This window comes from Hymenobacter aranciens, assembly GCF_030580865.1.
Taxonomy (GTDB): Bacteria; Bacteroidota; Bacteroidia; order Cytophagales; family Hymenobacteraceae; genus Hymenobacter; species Hymenobacter aranciens.
Map to the genome: position 1 here is coordinate 240979 of NZ_JAUQSY010000002.1, position 15963 is coordinate 256941.

Genomic DNA, 15963 nt, shown 5'->3' on the forward strand with positions numbered 1-15963 from the left:
GAGTTTTGAGTTATGAATTATGAGTTGCTGTTCTGTTGAAACTCATAATTCATAACTCAAAACTCATAACTCCGCTCATGAACAACAACCGTTTACTCTATATCCTGCTCGGCGTCGTGGTGGTGCTGCTGGCGGGGTTTGCCATTGCTAAAAAACAGGGTTGGGTGGGCCAGCCGACCGGCACCGAGGTACTGGTGGCCAAGGCCGCCACGGCCAATATCGTGGAGAAAGTCAGCGCCTCGGGCAAGGTGCAGCCCGAGAATGAAGTGAAAATCTCGCCCGACGTGTCGGGCGAAATCATCGAGCTGTATGTGCAGGAGGGCGACTCGGTGAAGAAAGGCCAGCTGCTGCTCCGCATCCGGCCCGACAACTACCAGGCCGTGGTGAACATGCAGAATGCCCAGGTGGGCACCCAGCGCGCCAACGTGGCCCAGGCCCAGGCGCGCCTGCAGCAGCTGCTGGCCTCGGCCAAGCAAACCGAGCTGACCTACCGCCGCAACGCCTCGCTCTACAAGCAAAAGGTGATTTCGCAAGCCGACTACGAAGCCAGCCAGGCCGCCTACAATGCCTCGCAGGAGGAAATCAACTCGGCCCGCCAGCAAATCCGGGCCGCCCAGAGCACCGTGAGCAGCGCCAGCGCCTCGCTCGACGAAGCCCGGCGCAACCTGGACAAAACCACCATCTACTCGCCCGTGAGCGGCACCGTGAGCAAGCTCAACGTGAAAAAGGGTGAGCGCGTGGTGGGCACCACCCAGATGGCCGGCACCGAAATCATGCGTATTGCTAACCTCAACAACATGGAGGTGCGGGTGAATGTGAATGAGAATGATATCATCAACGTGCAGCTTGGCGACTCGGTGGAGGTGGAAGTGGACAGCTACACTAGCAAGGACGAAAAATTCCGCGGCCTCGTCACCAACATCGCCAACACCGCCAAGGACGCCCTCACGGCCGAAGCCGTGACGGAGTTCGAAGTCCGAATTCGCCTGCTGCCCGAAAGCTACCAGCACCTCGTGCGCCAGGTAAACGGCCAGACCGTAGTACCGTTCCGCCCCGGTATGACGGCCTCGGTCGACATCATCACCGACCGCAAGGCGGGCGTGCTCAGCGTGCCCCTGGCGGCCGTCACCACCCGCTCCGACTCGGCCATGCAGAAAGACAGCGAGCAGCAGCGCGGCGGTAGCGCACCCGGCTCGGGCCGCCGCCCCGGCACGGCCACGGTAGAAGAGCCCAAAGGCAAAGCCGCCAAGCCCGAAATCGAAGAAGTCGTCTTCGTGGTGCGCGAGGGCAAGGCCATCCTGACGCCCGTCAAAACCGGCATCAGCGACTTCGAGCGCATCGAAATCCTCAGTGGCCTGCAAGTGGGCCAAGAGGTAGTGAGCGGGCCTTTCCGCGCCGTTTCGAAGACGCTGAAGGACGGCACCCGGGTGGTGATTAAGGACGAGAAGACCTTAAACAAGGAAGCGCTGAAGGACGAGCCGGAAGGCGGCAAGTGAGAACGAAACTCCCCTCCTTGGAAAGGAGGGGATGTTTCAGCGCAGCTGAAACGGGGGTGGTTCGCCCGTCCGCGCCGGTTGGGCTTTCGCGCCGAATTAGCCGTTAAAGGTGGAGAGTTAAAAGTTAAAAGGCCATAGTTGTGCTTTTTAACTTTTAACTCTCCACCTTTAACGGCACTACCAAACGGCTGCTGGCTGCCAGTCTCCCGCAAAATCCGTTCTTTTACATCGTTCGGGTGCCGTTCTGGCGGCGCGACCGATTCAACCACCCCCGTTTTGCCTGCGGCAAAACATCCCCTCCTTTCTAAGGAGGGGAGTTTTTCGTTCTATTCCATTTCCCCACCCGTGGAAAAAATTGCCATGCTCGGCGGCGGCTCCTGGGCCACCGCACTCACCAAAATCCTGTCTGAAAACGGTGCCCGCGTCGATTGGTGGCTGCGCTCGAAAGAAGACGTGCAGCACTTGCTGCGCACCCGCCACAACCCGCGCTACCTTTCGGCGGTGCAGTTCGACCTCAACCGCGTGTACCCAACTACTGACCTCGAAGAAGCCATTGAGGAGGCTGATTGGCTGGTGCTGGCCGTGCCGGCCGCCTTCGTGCAGCCGGTGCTCGATAAGCTCGACCGCGACGCGCTTAAGCATAAGAAAGTCATTTCTGCCATCAAGGGCATGATTCCGGGTAAGAACATTCTGGTGACGGACTACGTGGCCGAGCGGTTCAAACTGGCACGCACGCAGCTGGGCGTCATTGCCGGGCCCTGCCACGCCGAGGAAGTGGCCCTCGAGAAGCAGAGCTACCTCACTATCGGCTCGCCCGATGCGGCGCTGGCCCAGCGCTTCTGCGAGCTGCTGCGCAACCGCTACGTGCGCGCCCACCCCGCCACCGACCTCGACGGCATCGAATACTGCGCGGTGATGAAGAACATCATCGCCCTCACCGGCGGCATTGCCCACGGCGTGGGCTACGGCGATAATTTCCTGGCCGTGCTGGTGAGCAATGCGGTGCAGGAAATCCGCCGCTTTCTGCAGGCCATCAGCCCGCAGCCGCGCGATTTATCGGGCTCGGCCTACCTCGGCGACTTGCTGGTGACGGCCTATTCGCAGTTTTCGCGCAACCGCACCTTCGGCGGCATGGTGGGACGCGGTTACTCGGTGAAGTCGGCGCAGCTGGAAATGAACATGATAGCCGAGGGCTACTACGCGGTGAAAAGCATCTTCGAGCTCAATAAGAAGCTGGGGGTGCACATGCCCATCACCTCAGCGGCCTACCGGGTGCTGTATGAGAAGGTGGCCCCGCCGGTGGAGATGGAAATTCTGAAGGAACAGCTGCGGTAGCCTTGCAAGGTGTTCACAATGGCATTCTGGTTTACGGCCTTATGCTGCTGGGTGTCTTTATAGTCGTGGGCTGTGTATTAGCTGCTCTTACTTTGCTGATTGTGGGTCTTGTCAAGTGGGGCAGGCGTCATTTGAGCCACAGTACAAAGAGTCTGAAGAACAACAATAAGTGATTGATTGCGATTGCCAGAATGCAGGTTCCAGTTATTTTACTAGAGTTTGATGGGGTGCTGGTAACCACACCTATTTGGCGGCCGGTAGAACTGTTGGCAGATGGATTTATGAAGTTCAATGAGAAGGCCGCTGGTAACTTGAATCGCATTATTGAGTTGACTGGGGCGGAATTGATTCTCACAACCACTCACCGCATCACATACGGCATAGATGAATGGTGCCGCTTGCTAGCAACAAGAGGAATCAGGGCACCCCGCATTTCTAAAATAAACGAGGCCGCTACGATAAGCGCAATGAGTAAGCGGGCAGCGGAAATCGAAGCCTGGGTCACAAAATGCGGCGTTAAGAACTATGTTGTAATTGACGATGACTCGTCAATTAATGGATTGCCCGATTTTATAAAGAATAGATTCGTGCAGACAAAGCCGATGCTTGGTTTAGATGACGAATCGGCTAGAAAAGCTCTGGGTATTTTACGCTCCAGGATTAATTAGCCAATAATTACGCCTAGAAAAAAATATGAAAATAGTCGGTTTCACCTTCGTTCGCAACGCCATTACCTACGACTACCCGGTCCTGGAGAGCATCAACTCGCTGCTGCCGCTTTGCGACGAAGTCATCGTCGCCGTCGGCAATTCTGCCGACGACACGCTGGGGCTGATTAAAAACATCAACTCCCCCAAAATCCGCATTATCGAAACCATTTGGGACGACTCCTTGCGCGAGGGCGGCCGGGTACTGGCCGTGGAAACCGACAAGGCGCTGGCCGCCGTGCCCGCCGATGCCGACTGGGCCATTTACCTGCAGGCCGACGAGGTGCTGCACGAGGCCGACTACCCGGCCATCCGGGCCGGGATGGAGCGCTGGAAGGATAATAAAAGCGTAGACGGCCTGCTGTTTAACTACCGTCACTTCTACGCTTCCTACGACTACGTGGGCGACTCCAAACGCTGGTACCGGCGCGAAATCCGCATCGTGCGGCCGGGCATTGGCGTGTATTCGTACCGCGATGCGCAGGGCTTCCGCCGGGGCGACAACCAGAAGCTGCGCGTGAAGCTGCTCGAAGCCAGCGTGCACCACTACGGCTGGGTGAAGCCGCCGGCCGCCATGCAGCGCAAGCAGGAAACCTTTAATAAGCTCTGGCATTCGGATGAGTGGGTGGCTGAGAACGTGGCGTCGGCCGCCGAGTTCGACTACAGCCAGATTGACTCGCTGCAGCACTTCACCGGCACCCACCCGCGGGTGATGGAGGAGCGCATCCGCCAGCAAAACTGGCGCTACGACCACGACATGAGCCGCAACCGCCTGCGGCTGAAAGACCGGCTGAAGCACTTAATAGAGCAGCTGACGGGCTACCGCATCGGCGAATACCGTAATTACAAGCTGGGGTAATTTCGCCCGCCTTCAATTCTTAAAACCGACCATATGGGAGCCTGGGGCCACCGCAATTTTGAAAACGACGCCGCGCTGGATTTTCTGGCCGAGTTCCGGCAGTCGCCCTCGGAGGTGGCGCTGGTGGAGGCGCTGACCATCGTCGTGGAGATGGGCGAGGACGAAGAATACATCGACGCTGATGAGGCCGGGGCCGCCCTGGTCGCGGCCGAGCTGGTGGCCGCTGCCCGGCAGTGCCCCGCCGCGGACTTCCCGGCCGATGTGGCCCCGCTGCTCGTTGCGCTGGACACCGCCGAGGATGAAGACCTGCTGGAGCTGGCCCAGGACGCCGTGGCGCAGGTGTTGCGTAAATCGGAATTGCAGAAGCTGTGGGCCGAAAACGGCGAACCTAACGAGTGGCAGGCCGTGCAGCAGGATTTGCTGGTGCGGCTGGCGGAGTAAGCGATGATGAACTGGCTACCGCTGGCGCTGCTCACGGCTTTGTGCCTGGCGCTCTATAATTTCTTTATCAAGCTGGCCTCGTCGCACTTGCCGGCGGCGGTGGGCGCGGTGGTGCTGCAGCTGGTGGCGGCTGCGTTGGGCGGCCTCTGGCTGCTGCAGCTCAAGTGGCAGGGGCAGCCGCTGCCGGTGAGCAGCAAAGGCTTGGGGCTGGCGGTGCTGGCGGGCCTGGGCGTGGGGCTGGCCGAAATCCTGACGTTCGTGGTATTCAAGCGCGGGGTGCCGTCGTCGGTGGGCACCCCGGTAATCGTGGGGGGCTCGGTGCTGCTGACGGCGGTGCTGGGGCTGCTGTTCCTGCGCGAGGCGCTGACTGGCGCGCAGCTGGCCGGGCTGGGCCTGATTGTGGTGGGCATTGCGCTGCTGGCGCGGGGGCACTGAGCCCGGCCGGGCGGGTAGTTTTTTTGGTGCCCAAAACCAGTCTGTTCGCGGGTAAGATTCGGGCTTTCGGGTGTGAAAACCTCGTTTTTTCCGAAACTTCTGCCACCTTTGCCGGTAATGCACGGGGCCCGGCGCGGCTCCCTCCGAATCTGTCTTTTTTCAACTTTTTCTTAACCAACAACCTTATTTATCATGAGCGAGCATCAAGCTAGCACTGGCAACGGCACGGGAACGGCCGTCACCGGCGCGGGCAGCGCCGAAGACCAGCGCACCGCCGTCGGCGAGGGCGCCCAAACCCTTACCACCCGCCAGGGCCACCCCGTGGTGGACAACCAGAACGTGCGCACCGTGGGCAGCCGCGGGCCGACGACCCTGGAAAACTACCACTTCCTCGAGAAAATCAGCCACTTCGACCGCGAGCGGACGCCCGAGCGGGTGGTGCATGCCCGCGGCGCCGGTGCCCACGGCACGTTCGAGGCCTACGGCACGGTGGGCGACGAGCCCATTGCCAAGTACACCCGCGCCAAGCTCTTCAATACCAAGGGTAAGGAAACGCCGGTGTTCGTGCGCTTTTCGAGCGTGATTCACGGCGGGCACTCGCCCGAGACGCTGCGCGACCCGCGCGGCTTCGCCACCAAGTTCTACACCGAGGATGGCAACTGGGACCTGGTGGGTAACAACCTGAAAGTGTTCTTCATCCGCGACGCGATGAAGTTCCCCGACATGGTGCACTCGCTGAAGCCCGACCCGGTGACCAACCGCCAGGACGGCGGCCGGATTTTCGACTTCATGTCGCACCACCCCGAGGCGCTGCAGATGATTACCTTCCTGTTTTCGCCTTGGGGCATTCCGGCCAACTACCGCGAGATGGAAGGCTCGGGCGTGAATACCTACAAGTGGGTGAATGCGGCCGGCGAGGCCCAACTCATTAAGTACCACTGGGTGCCGCAGCAAGGCGTGCGCAACCTGACCCAGCCCGAGGCCGAAGCCATTCAGGCCAAGGACTTCAATCACGCCACCGGCGACCTCTACGATAACATCAAGGCCGGCAACTTCCCCAAGTGGGAGCTGTGCGTGCAGATGATGCCCGACGGCGAGCACAACGAGCTGCCCTTCGACCCGCTGGACGATACCAAAATCTGGCCCGAAGACCAGTTCCCGTACCTACCCGTGGGCATGATGACGCTGAATAAGAACCCCGAGAACTACTTCGCCGAAGTGGAGCAGGTGGCGTTCGGCACCGGTGTGCTGGTGGACGGCCTGGATTTCTCGGACGACAAGATGCTGCAGGGCCGCACGTTCTCGTACTCGGATACCCAGCGTTACCGCGTGGGTGCCAACTACCTGCAACTGCCCATCAACGCGCCCAAGAAGCACGTGGCCACCAACCAGCGCGACGGCCAGATGACGTACCACGTGGACACCGCGCCCGGCCAGAACCCCCACGTCAACTACGAGCCCAGCCGCCTCAACGGCCTCAGCGAGTCGGCCCCCGCCGGCAAGGAGCACGAGCCCGCCTACGAGGCGCGCCTGGTGCGCCAGAAGCTGGAGCGCCACGGCGACATCGACTTCCAGCAGGCCGGTGACCGCTACCGCCGCCACACCGACCGCGAGAAGGACGACCTCATCAACAACCTGGCCGACAACCTGAAAGGGGCCGATAAGTCGGTGCAGGACAAGATGGTGGAGCTCTTCACGAAGTGCGACGCCGACTACGGCCGCCGCGTGCGCGAAGGCATCGACAAGGCTATGGCTGAAAAAGCCGGCATGAATGGCCACGGCCACGCCGAAGTAGGCGTGCGCTCGGCTGGCACGCAGAAGCCGTCTATGGCTTAGGTTTTAGCTGTTAGCTTGAATTCAGAAAGCGCCGTCCCAGGTTGGGGCGGCGCTTTTTTTATGGTAGTTGAAAGCCTTTGGGCAGGCGGTAAATTTCCACTTCCGGGTTGCGATAGGCGGGCGGGAATGGGTATTTCGGCTGGAAGTAGCCGCGTTGGTTGGGGAAGGCCAGCACGTAGGCGTAGGGGGTGGCGGGCCGGGCGGCGGCGGCGAAGCGCCAGCGGCGGGCGGGCGTCAGGGCGTGGCCGAAGAAGCGGAAGTAGAGGTTGTGCAGCGGCTCGGGGGCCAGCACCGGGCCGGGCGGCTGGGCGGCCAGCCATTCGAAGCCGGCCTGGTAGGCGGCCACGGGGCGCTGGTTGCGTCGGTTGAGGCGCTCGACAGTATAGGTTTGGTAAACAATGAAAATTAACACACTGACTAGTAGCATGGCTTGCGACCAGCGACGGGCCAGGTGGCTTAGCGGGCGGCGCAGCCACCAGTCGGCCAGCAGCGCTACGAGGATGAAGAAGAAAAACGCTTTGTAGAGAAAAACCCGCTCGGGGGGGAATACGCGCTGCATTACCACCAGCGCGTAGGGACTGATGGTGAACCACAGGGCTGGTTTGCCCAGGCGGTGGAATCGGGAAGTTGTGCTGGCCGGGTAACGCAGTAGTAAGTAGCCGAAGCTTAGCAGCCCCGCCAGTGTCAGGACGGCGCCGATGCTGCGCTGCCCGGCGAGAAGGCCTTCATTGAACCACAGATAGGCCGGCAGGCCGGTCCAGAACTCGGCGGCTGGGCGGGGGGCCACGAAGCCGTTGCCGGTCAGTACGTCGAGGCCGGAAACGAGCAGGAGGGGGGAATAGAGCAGCGTTGCGCCGAGGATGGTCAGCGTTCCGATGGCAATGGCTTGCGCCAATTCCGGCCAGCGTTTTTGCCGCAGAAAGACCAAGCCCAGCCACGAAAATGCCGCCACCAGCACGTAGGCGAACGAGGGGATAGTGTAGCTGCCCAGCACGCCGCCCACCAGCAGGGCGGCCCAGGCGGCGCGCCGGGCGCGGGCATTGCTCAGGGCCAGGGTGGCAAAAAACACCAGTCCGGCCAGGGTGATGAGCAGCCAGTAGCCGCGGGCAGCGCTGGCGTTGTACAAGCTCAGCTGTAGCCAGCTGAATAAAAACGTGGCAACTGCCGCCACTCGGAAATTGCTGACGCGCAGCAGGCTGCCAAACAACAGCACCGTGCCAAGGGTGCTGATGAGCAGCACCGGCAGCCGCATGCACCACCAGAAATTCGGACTCAGCAGATAAAGCCAGCCGCTGATGGTGTTAGACAGCACGTGGTTGTTGGGAATCGGGTAGTAGGCGCTGGTAGCCAGCAGGCCCGGCCGCACGAAAAACTCATACGAGGCTAGCTCTTCGCCGTGCAGTGGTTTGGTGAGGCTGAAGTAAGTGCGCAAGGCCGTCAGGAAGCCCAATAGTAGCCAGAATAAGGCACGCTGTTGGCCGGGCAAGCGCTGAAAGCAAGCGGTTATTCCGCTGGCAACGGCCTTGACTTCCCACCCCAGTAACTGCCACTCACGGCGGCCGGTTGCCCGGCGCGACAACGCAAGGAGTGCGCCACCCGCCAGTGCGACTACCACCTCCAACCGCACTAACAAGTGGCGGAGCTCGGCCGCCTGCACCGGCCGGATGTGCCACTGCATGTGCTGCGTGATGTGGTCGAGCGCCTGAATGGCGGGCAGCGTCGCCTGGTGTAGCAGCAGTGCCGCGTAGCCGGCCGTCAGCAGCAGGAGCAGCAGGCCCACTTGCAGAAAATAACGGAAGGGTGGCATCAGCGGGTCGAGGCGTAGATGTTAACCAGCTCGTCGTGATACGCCAGGCGGTACGAAAACGGAGCGGAGTGTTTCGGCTGATTTTTAACGACCAGATAGTCGTAGTGTACGGCGGTTGGGTAACGCCGGCCCGAGTGCAGCACTCGCAACGGCCCCGGCTGCTGGCGGGCGTAGTGGGCAAAGAACAGCTCGTGCAGCGGCGCATTCAGCCAGATGCGGTGGGCGTCGGGCTGGTGCTGCAGCCAGTCGTAGGCTTGCTGAAAAAGCTGGGTTTCGCGGCGGGAAGCCTGTAGCCGCACTTGGTCGAGCTGTAGGCGGTAAGCGCCCAGGCCCAACCCAGCCAGCAACGCCAAGGCCTGGGCTATTCGCTGGTGAGCCCGGCGTAGCGTGGGCAGTCGCTCGGTCAGGAGCAGCAATACCAGCAGATAGCCGAAAAACGTGAGGTGTAATAAGGTGCGCGCCGGCGCATACACGCGCTGAACAGCCATCAATAGCAGCGGCACAGCCAGTTGCAGCCAGACCAATAGCGCCAGCGTACGGCGCGGCCCCGGCAGCACCAGCCGCCCGGCGGCCAGGCCGCCCAGCGCCGCCAACGCCAGCCAGGCCGGGCCACTCAGCCTTAGCGAAGGGCCAAACAGCTCGGCCCCGATTTCATAGAGCGCCGCCCGGTAGTGCAGCCAGAAATCCGGCCGGGCTGCCACGTAGCGGTTGCCCAGCAGCTGCCCCCAGCCCGACACCGCGCCGACGGGCGCATACAACAGTCCAGCCAGGAGCACGATGCCAGCCCCTGCCAGCGCCAGCGTGGGCAGCTCAGGCCAGCGGCGCTGCTGCAGTAGCCCCGCTGCCAGTCCCAGCCCCAGGGCCACCAGCGGATACGCGTAGCTGGGCACCGTGTAGAGCCCCAGCACGCTGCTGCCCAGCAGGGCCAGCCAGCTGAGCCGCTGATAACGCGAAGCCGGGCGCAGCAGCTCAACTATCGCGAACAACCCGATTTGCAACAGCCCGAACTGCACGAAATATCCCCTTCCATTAGCCGCATAATACACCCACAGCGGAGCCAGGCCCACCAATCCCAGTAGCAAAGTTGCCCGCCACCAGCCCAAGAGCCGGGCCAGCAGCACGCTGCCGAAGCTTGTGCCCAGCAGTCCCAGCAGGAGGGAGGGTAGGCGCATCGCCAGCCGCGGCGACAAGCCCAGCTCGGCCAGCGGCCAGGCCAGCAGGTTGTAGAAAATATGATTGTTGGGAATAGGGTAGAAGCTGGTGATGACCGCCGGCCCGCCGCGCACGAAATAGTCATACGACGCCACTTCGTCGGTGCTGAGCGGATATTGGGCCAGGTACCACAGCCGCGCTGCCAGCACGGCCAGCAGCAGCAGGCCCGCCGCCAGTTGGCTGCGGCCCGCCTGGGCGCGCCACCAGGCCCGGCCGCGCGTGCCGGCCCGGCGCCATTCGGCCCGCAGGGCAGCCAGCGCGCTTGCGGGCCGCAGTAGCGCCAGGGCTAGCAGACTGCCGGCGGCCGCGCCGCCCAGCGCCAGCAGCAAGGCCTGATAACGGCCCGGCGTGAGCGCCAGGGGCAGCTGCGCAAAGCCGTTTTCGTGGTAGCTGATGCGGCCGAAGCCCGCCAATACGGCATAACCGGTGCCGCCAAACAGCAGGCCGAGACTGCCCGCCACCAGCAGCACCGCCGCGGCAATGCCCAGCGCCAGGGTCTGGCGCGCAGTCGCGGGTTGTTTGCTTAAGCTGTCGGGCCGCCTCACCGTCACGAAGAATGCTGCGCCGGCAACGCCCCGAGAGCCGCCAGCTCGCTCCACACCCGGTGCACCGGCAGGCCCATCACGTTGAAGTACGAGCCCTCGATGCGGGTGATGGCCACCATGCCAATCCAATCCTGCGCGCCGTAGGCCCCGGCTTTGTCGAAAGGGTGGTACGTAGCAACGTAGTGCTCGATTTCGGCCCGATTCAGGGGGCTGAAATGCACCGTCGTCTGGTCCGAAAACACGACCTCGCGGCCGTCGCCGGTGCGCAGGCACACGCCGGTGAACACCTCGTGCGCCCGGCCCTGCAGGCGGGTGAGCATCGCCACGGCCTCGGCAGCATCAGCGGGCTTGTTGAGCACGTCGTCATCCAGGCACACAATGGTGTCGGCAGTGATAACCAGCTCATCGGGCGCCAGGTCGGGGAGGTAGGCGCTGGCTTTGTGGCGGGCCAGGTACTCGGCCACCTCGCCGCGCACGAGGTGGGGCGGAAAATCCTCGGCCACTTCCCGCAGGCGCACTTCATAAGCCAGGCCCAGGTCGCGAAGCAGCTGGCGGCGGCGCGGCGAATTGGAGGCGAGGATGAGTTTGGGGCTTGGTTTGATAAGCTGCTCGTTTAACATAATGAATGGGCGGCGTGGAAAATTTTCAGCCGCAGTTTTCAGCTGCAGGCAATTGCTGGATTGGGGGTGAATTTTTGCTTATTTAACATAATGATGGGCGGCTCGATTTTCAAAATTTTCCCCACCCGCCGGGCCGCTGGCAGGGATAGGGGAGGCCGCTCAAAATTTCCGGATTCCGGCCGACTTTCCGGGTTTTTCAGGGTTGATTTTCCTGAAAAACCTGGTCGAATACCTTGCCCGCTTCCTCATCCGCAATGCTGCTGAACAGAAATCCGCCGATGGTTTTGGGGTAGAAGAAGGTCGATTTGGGCGGCATCACGGCGCCGGAATGGCACACGGCTTCGACTTCGGCCATACTTACCTCGTTCACAAGGAAGGCGGCGCGGGCCTCACCGCGGTCCACGCGCTGCAGGCACTCGGCAAAGTTGCGCACGTAAGCCACGCCCGGCCAGCTCCGTTGCGCATCCGGCCCGACGATACCCAGCACCTTTTCGAGCACGAAGAAGTGCAGCACCGTCAAATCCAGGTTTTTCACTTCCGAAGTGGTATCCCAGTCCAGCAGCGCATGCACCTCCGGCCGCAGCCGGATTTTGTACGCCTGCCCATCTACGTACAAGCCAAACGCCCAGCGCTTGCCGGCAATAATCTCGGGCAAATCCGTCGCCTCGGCCTGCGGCAGCAGCGTAAAGTAAGGCTCCAGCCGCGCCAGCAGCTCACCGGTGCTCAGGCCGCCGGGGAGCTCCAGCAGCAGCCGGTGCGTGGGCAGAATGCGCAGGTCGTCGGCCGCCCCGTTGGTGAGGTACATGAGGTGGTAATTCCAGGGCTCGCGACCGGTGGCGCTGGCGCCGGCGGCCTGCTGCCGGGCTTGGCGGTAGGCCAGCGAGCCTTCGTAGCGGTGGTGGCCATCGGCCAGAATTACTTCCCGTGCCGCCAGTACTGCCTGGAACCGCTTAATTACCTGTACGTCCTGAATGACGGCCAGCACGTCGCGGGCGCCCTGGTAGTCTTCCTCCGTCGCATACAGCGGGCTCTCAATAGCCTCATCCAGGTAGCGTTCCAGCTCAAAATCCTCGTCGCGGTACAGCCCGTGGGTGGCGCTGGTCTGAAACCGGGTGCGGGCCAGCAGCTCGGCCCGGTCGTTCACCGAGGCGGGCAGGGTGTTCTCGTGGCGCAGCACCACGTTCTCATCCCAGTCGTAGGCCCGGATGTGGCACATGAAGCCCTTGCGGCAATATTCCCGCGTCGAGCCCGGCAGCCGAAAATATTGATAATAAGCGTAAATGCCCGGCAGCTCGTCCTGCCGCAGAATGCCCTGGGCCTGCCACTCGCGCAGGCGGGCCAGGGCCGCGCCGGCCGGGTCGTCGCCCCGGGGTACGGATAAATGAATGGAATTGAGTGGGTTGCGGTACAGCGCCTCGCGCTGCTTTACCGACACCACGTCGAACAGCGGCGACACGTACTCGTCAATATTGGCGCTCAGGGCCGGGGCGTAGCGCCAGCCGCGCAGGGGTTGAATTTCAGCCACGTAGGCAGTAAGTTAGCAGGTTAATCAATCAATCAATCAATCCAGAGCGGCCGCCGGCCTCGCGTCAGGAAACCCTTATTGGTGAGCAGAACCCCGTGCCCGTGCCAGGCGCGGGAGTAGTCGAAGGTATCAAGCTGCCGCCATTCATTATCGGCTGCGGCCGCCGGATGGTCGGGCGGGGGCATGGTAATGAGCTGGCCAGTATCACTTACCAGTATGGACCAGCGCTTGTGCGAATCGATGCCGAAGCTCCAGCCATTCGGCAGCAGCCGGGTGTGGCGGGTGGCGGGTGAGCGGCCGATTTCGCACAGCTGCGCGTCCAGGTAGCGCCAGGTGTCGGGCGCTTGGATTAGGTAAGCGGCGCCGGGGGGCGAACTACGGTACGTGAACGGTAATTGCCAGTGCCAGAGAACGTCATCGCCCCGGCGGTCGCTGGCGGTTGTGTTCTCCCAGAGACTGCTCCAGCGCGGGTGATAAATGGGGTAGGGCGACTCGTAGCCCACCGCGCCGGTCGAGTCGCGGAGCGTCCAGCCGTTGAGGTCCTGGCTTAGCAGCCAGCCTTCCGGAGTCGGGAAGCCCCGGCCCGGCACCCAGGGCGTGCACAGGCGCCCAGTGCTGTCGGCCAGCGCCCAGGCGGCCGGCTCGGCGCGGGTCAGGTACAGCCGGCGGCCCCGGCTTGTTTGCACGTCGATGCCCCGGTAGTCGCCGGCCAGCAGCTCGCGGCCCGAGGCGGCATCGACGAGGTAAGTGGTATCGGCCCGCTGCAGGCAGGCCAGCCCCCGGAATGGCCGCAGCAGCACGGCATCGTACCGGCAGGGAGTAGTTTCTCGGCCGGAGGCGCGGGCCACCAGGCCGTAGTAGCCATCGCGCCACCCGACCAGGTAAGCCGTGTCGGGCAGCAGCCGCCGGGGCCATAAGCCGGGCGGCACGCCGTAGACTTCTTGACTCGCCAAATCGGGGTCGGCGCTCATTTCCCGCAAGTCATCCTCCGTAAATTCCCCGGAACCAGTCGTTTCCGGGTCGCCATTGCCGAACCGGGGGGCGGCCGTCAGCGAGTGGTAGGCCTCGGGCGTTAGCCAGACCCCGGCCCGGTTTATCAGGCCGGCGCGCTCGCCCTGCCGCACCCAGGCGCGGCCCTGCACAAACGGCCCGGCATCGTCGAAGCCCGCTCCGGCAAAAGCGGGCTGGCCCGTGGTGGTCAGGTACTGAAACTGGGCGGCAATGGGCTCAGGGGTTGGGGGCTGCCAGCGCAAGCCCAGGCGCCGATACCGCTCGCGCTGCCGCTGCACCGAATCGGGCGATGCGGTAACCGACTCATAAATTATGATTTGGGTGCGCACCAGCCCGGCTTCATCGGGGTCGCTCAACCAGTTGGCTTGCAGGGGAAATTGAAATTTGCCCTTCGTGTCGATGATGCCGTAGCGCAGGCCTTGTCGCACCACGGCCACGCCCCGGCGGAAGTCGGATACCTCGTCGAATGCTGGCCGGATGCGCCAATGGCCGGCCCGGTCGAGGTAGCCCCAGCGGGCGGGCGGGCGGCCGGAGTACCAGCCCTGCTGCCGGCCGATTTTTTGCCAGTAGGTGTCGTGCCGGACGCTGGTGGCCGCCAGACCATCCCAGAAGTGCCTGATGTGGCTGAACTTATAGCCGGTCAGCCGCTGACCCCGCGTCGTCGTCAGGGCGTAATGACGGAGCCGCTCCATGCTGCGCTGGTAGTAGCGGCCCCCAGGGGGCGTAATCGTGTGCGTCGCCCGGTCTTCCCCCAGGTAGTGCTCGTCGTAAGTGTTATGGTAGCGCGGTTGGTCGTTGGGAAAAACGATGGTTGTATCGTCGCCCCGGCCAAACTGCCGGACCGTAAACTCTACGAAATCCCGCAGCAGGGGATGAGTAGCGTCGTGCTGCGGCAGCAGCACCCGCTTGCCCACGGCCTGCGGGCGGGGAGTGGCCCGCAGGCTGCCATCGGGCTGGAGCACGGCTACTTCTTCCCAGCGCACCGCCAGCACTTCGCCCCGGCCATTCATAAAGGCCCCGCTGAGCGTGGCCACGGGCGGCTGCCAGGTAGCGGGCAGGGCCGTAGGTGGCAAAAACACGAAGCCCAGCTGGAAAAACGGTAGCGGCTCGTAGTCAGTCTGAAAGATTGGCGGGATGGCCACTACGCCGGTGGTGTCGGCGTAGCCCCACAGCTGGCCTTGCCGGAAGGGCACCAGACCGCCGGACGGCTCGGGCACCGGGCGCAGCTGCGGCACGGCCCGCAAGGGTGGCGCCGCCGGCTGGGCCTGGGCCACGCCCGCCAGCAGCAGCCCGGCGCTGCCGATAGCCGCCAGCCGTTGCCAGGGCCCCGATAACCACCACCACCGCTTCACGGGGCCAGCCGGCTGATTTTCCAGCTGCCATCAGCCTGGCGGTCAAACTGCAGCCGGTCGTGCAGCCGGCTCGGGCGGCCCTGCCAGAACTCCACCCGCGTGGGGCGCAGCACGTAGCCGCCCCAGTGCTCCGGGCGCGGCAGCGGCTCCTGCCCGGCAAAGCGCTGTTCCATGGCCTGCTCGCGGGCCTCCAGGTCGGTGCGGTCGGGCACGGGCTGGCTTTGGGGCGAAGCCCAGGCGCCGAGCTGGCTGCCCCGCGGCCGGCTCTGGAAATAGGCGGTCGAAACTTCGGCGCTGGCTTTTTCCACGCGGCCTTCCACGCGCACCTGCCGCTCGAGCGCGGGCCAGAAAAAATTAAGCGCCGCCAGCGGCTGCGCGGCCAGCTCGCGGCCTTTGTGCGAGTCGTAGTTGGTGAAAAACAGGAAGCCCTCATCCTCCGGCAGGCCTTTTAATAAGACCACCCGCGACGAAGGCTGGCCCGTTGCCACATCCACCGTCGACAGCGTCATGGCCGTGGGCTCGTCGATTTTTGCCGCCAGCGCTTCATCGAGCCAGGCTCGGAACTGTGGCACGGCGTCGGGCTGCACATCGGTTTCGGTAAGCGTGCGCTGGGCGTAGGTCTGGCGCAGGTCGGCTAGTTGGGCGTCGGTCATAGAATAAGAACAGGAGTTGCGGCGGGCCAACTGAATGGCGCCAAGCTCATGGGCGCAAAGAATAATCAGCCCGCGAAGGTAGCCACAAGCGCCGGGCCGCCGGATATGGCCTTGGCCGGGTAGCTTGCG

General features: G+C 63.2%; 13 protein-coding genes. 7 read left to right on the forward strand and 6 right to left on the reverse strand.

Annotated elements, in window-relative coordinates; translation table 11 throughout:
- The first annotated feature begins 77 nt into the window (after positions 1 to 77).
- The 7 genes from Q5H93_RS03240 to Q5H93_RS03270 all read left to right on the forward strand — a co-directional run bounded on the left by Q5H93_RS03240 (position 78) and on the right by Q5H93_RS03270 (position 7109).
- The gene (locus Q5H93_RS03240) at positions 78 to 1496 is read left to right on the forward strand and encodes an efflux RND transporter periplasmic adaptor subunit (protein ID WP_305005049.1); all 1419 of its coding nucleotides are present in this window, start codon (positions 78 to 80) and stop codon (positions 1494 to 1496) included.
- 345 nt (positions 1497 to 1841) lie between these two features.
- Positions 1842 to 2831 carry an NAD(P)H-dependent glycerol-3-phosphate dehydrogenase gene (locus tag Q5H93_RS03245; protein WP_305005050.1) on the forward strand — a complete coding sequence of 330 codons (990 nt, stop codon included), beginning with the start codon at positions 1842 to 1844 and terminating at the stop codon, positions 2829 to 2831.
- A 173-nt stretch (positions 2832 to 3004) separates the two neighbouring features.
- A complete protein-coding gene (locus Q5H93_RS03250) occupies positions 3005 to 3499 on the forward strand; it encodes an HAD domain-containing protein (RefSeq protein WP_305005051.1) in 495 nt (164 codons plus the stop codon).
- 25 nt (positions 3500 to 3524) lie between these two features.
- On the forward strand, positions 3525 to 4397 hold the full coding sequence (locus Q5H93_RS03255; protein ID WP_305005052.1) for a glycosyltransferase family protein: 873 nt from the start codon (positions 3525 to 3527) through the stop codon (positions 4395 to 4397).
- Between the two features lie 33 nt (positions 4398 to 4430).
- Positions 4431 to 4838 (forward strand): DUF4259 domain-containing protein, encoded by a 408-nt coding sequence (locus Q5H93_RS03260; RefSeq protein ID WP_305005053.1) that lies wholly within the window; start codon positions 4431 to 4433, stop codon positions 4836 to 4838.
- Positions 4839 to 4841: 3 nt separating this feature from the next.
- Complete coding sequence (locus Q5H93_RS03265; protein ID WP_305005054.1) at positions 4842 to 5273, forward strand: EamA family transporter; 432 nt, start codon at positions 4842 to 4844, stop codon at positions 5271 to 5273.
- Positions 5274 to 5465: 192 nt separating this feature from the next.
- A complete protein-coding gene (locus Q5H93_RS03270; RefSeq protein WP_305005055.1) occupies positions 5466 to 7109 on the forward strand; it encodes a catalase in 1644 nt (547 codons plus the stop codon).
- A 58-nt stretch (positions 7110 to 7167) separates the two neighbouring features.
- Here Q5H93_RS03270 and Q5H93_RS03275 read toward each other — a convergent pair whose 3' ends face one another.
- The 6 genes from Q5H93_RS03275 to pdxH all read right to left on the reverse strand — a co-directional run bounded on the left by Q5H93_RS03275 (position 7168) and on the right by pdxH (position 15834).
- Complete coding sequence (locus Q5H93_RS03275; RefSeq protein WP_305005056.1) at positions 7168 to 8916, reverse strand: hypothetical protein; 1749 nt, start codon at positions 8914 to 8916, stop codon at positions 7168 to 7170.
- Complete coding sequence (locus Q5H93_RS03280) at positions 8916 to 10673, reverse strand: hypothetical protein (protein WP_305005057.1); 1758 nt, start codon at positions 10671 to 10673, stop codon at positions 8916 to 8918. The genes Q5H93_RS03275 and Q5H93_RS03280 overlap by 1 nt, the downstream gene beginning before the upstream one ends.
- 2 nt (positions 10674 to 10675) lie before the next feature.
- Positions 10676 to 11293: a Maf family nucleotide pyrophosphatase gene (locus tag Q5H93_RS03285; protein WP_305005058.1), complete on the reverse strand. Its 618-nt coding sequence runs from the start codon at positions 11291 to 11293 to the stop codon at positions 10676 to 10678.
- 196 nt (positions 11294 to 11489) lie between these two features.
- Complete coding sequence (locus Q5H93_RS03290) at positions 11490 to 12818, reverse strand: DUF1015 domain-containing protein (protein WP_305005059.1); 1329 nt, start codon at positions 12816 to 12818, stop codon at positions 11490 to 11492.
- 32 nt (positions 12819 to 12850) lie between these two features.
- Positions 12851 to 15181 carry a WG repeat-containing protein gene (locus Q5H93_RS03295; protein WP_305005060.1) on the reverse strand — a complete coding sequence of 777 codons (2331 nt, stop codon included), beginning with the start codon at positions 15179 to 15181 and terminating at the stop codon, positions 12851 to 12853.
- Positions 15178 to 15834, reverse strand: coding sequence for a pyridoxamine 5'-phosphate oxidase (gene pdxH, locus Q5H93_RS03300; RefSeq protein ID WP_305005061.1), 657 nt, complete (start codon positions 15832 to 15834; stop codon positions 15178 to 15180). Before pdxH ends, Q5H93_RS03295 begins: the two co-directional genes overlap by 4 nt.
- Positions 15835 to 15963 lie beyond the last annotated feature (129 nt).

Bases quoted from the DNA above. Each gene is read 5' to 3' on its own strand.
- Q5H93_RS03275 (WP_305005056.1), bottom strand. From the start codon at position 8,916: ATGCCACCCTTCCGTTATTTTCTGCAAGTGGGCCTGCTGCTCCTGCTG.
- Q5H93_RS03285 (WP_305005058.1), bottom strand. From the start codon at position 11,293: ATGTTAAACGAGCAGCTTATCAAACCAAGCCCCAAACTCATCCTCGCC.
- pdxH (WP_305005061.1), bottom strand. From the start codon at position 15,834: ATGACCGACGCCCAACTAGCCGACCTGCGCCAGACCTACGCCCAGCGC.
- Q5H93_RS03260 (WP_305005053.1), top strand. From the start codon at position 4,431: ATGGGAGCCTGGGGCCACCGCAATTTTGAAAACGACGCCGCGCTGGAT.
- Q5H93_RS03240 (WP_305005049.1), top strand. From the start codon at position 78: ATGAACAACAACCGTTTACTCTATATCCTGCTCGGCGTCGTGGTGGTG.
- Q5H93_RS03255 (WP_305005052.1), top strand. From the start codon at position 3,525: ATGAAAATAGTCGGTTTCACCTTCGTTCGCAACGCCATTACCTACGAC.
- Q5H93_RS03265 (WP_305005054.1), top strand. From the start codon at position 4,842: ATGATGAACTGGCTACCGCTGGCGCTGCTCACGGCTTTGTGCCTGGCG.
- Q5H93_RS03270 (WP_305005055.1), top strand. From the start codon at position 5,466: ATGAGCGAGCATCAAGCTAGCACTGGCAACGGCACGGGAACGGCCGTC.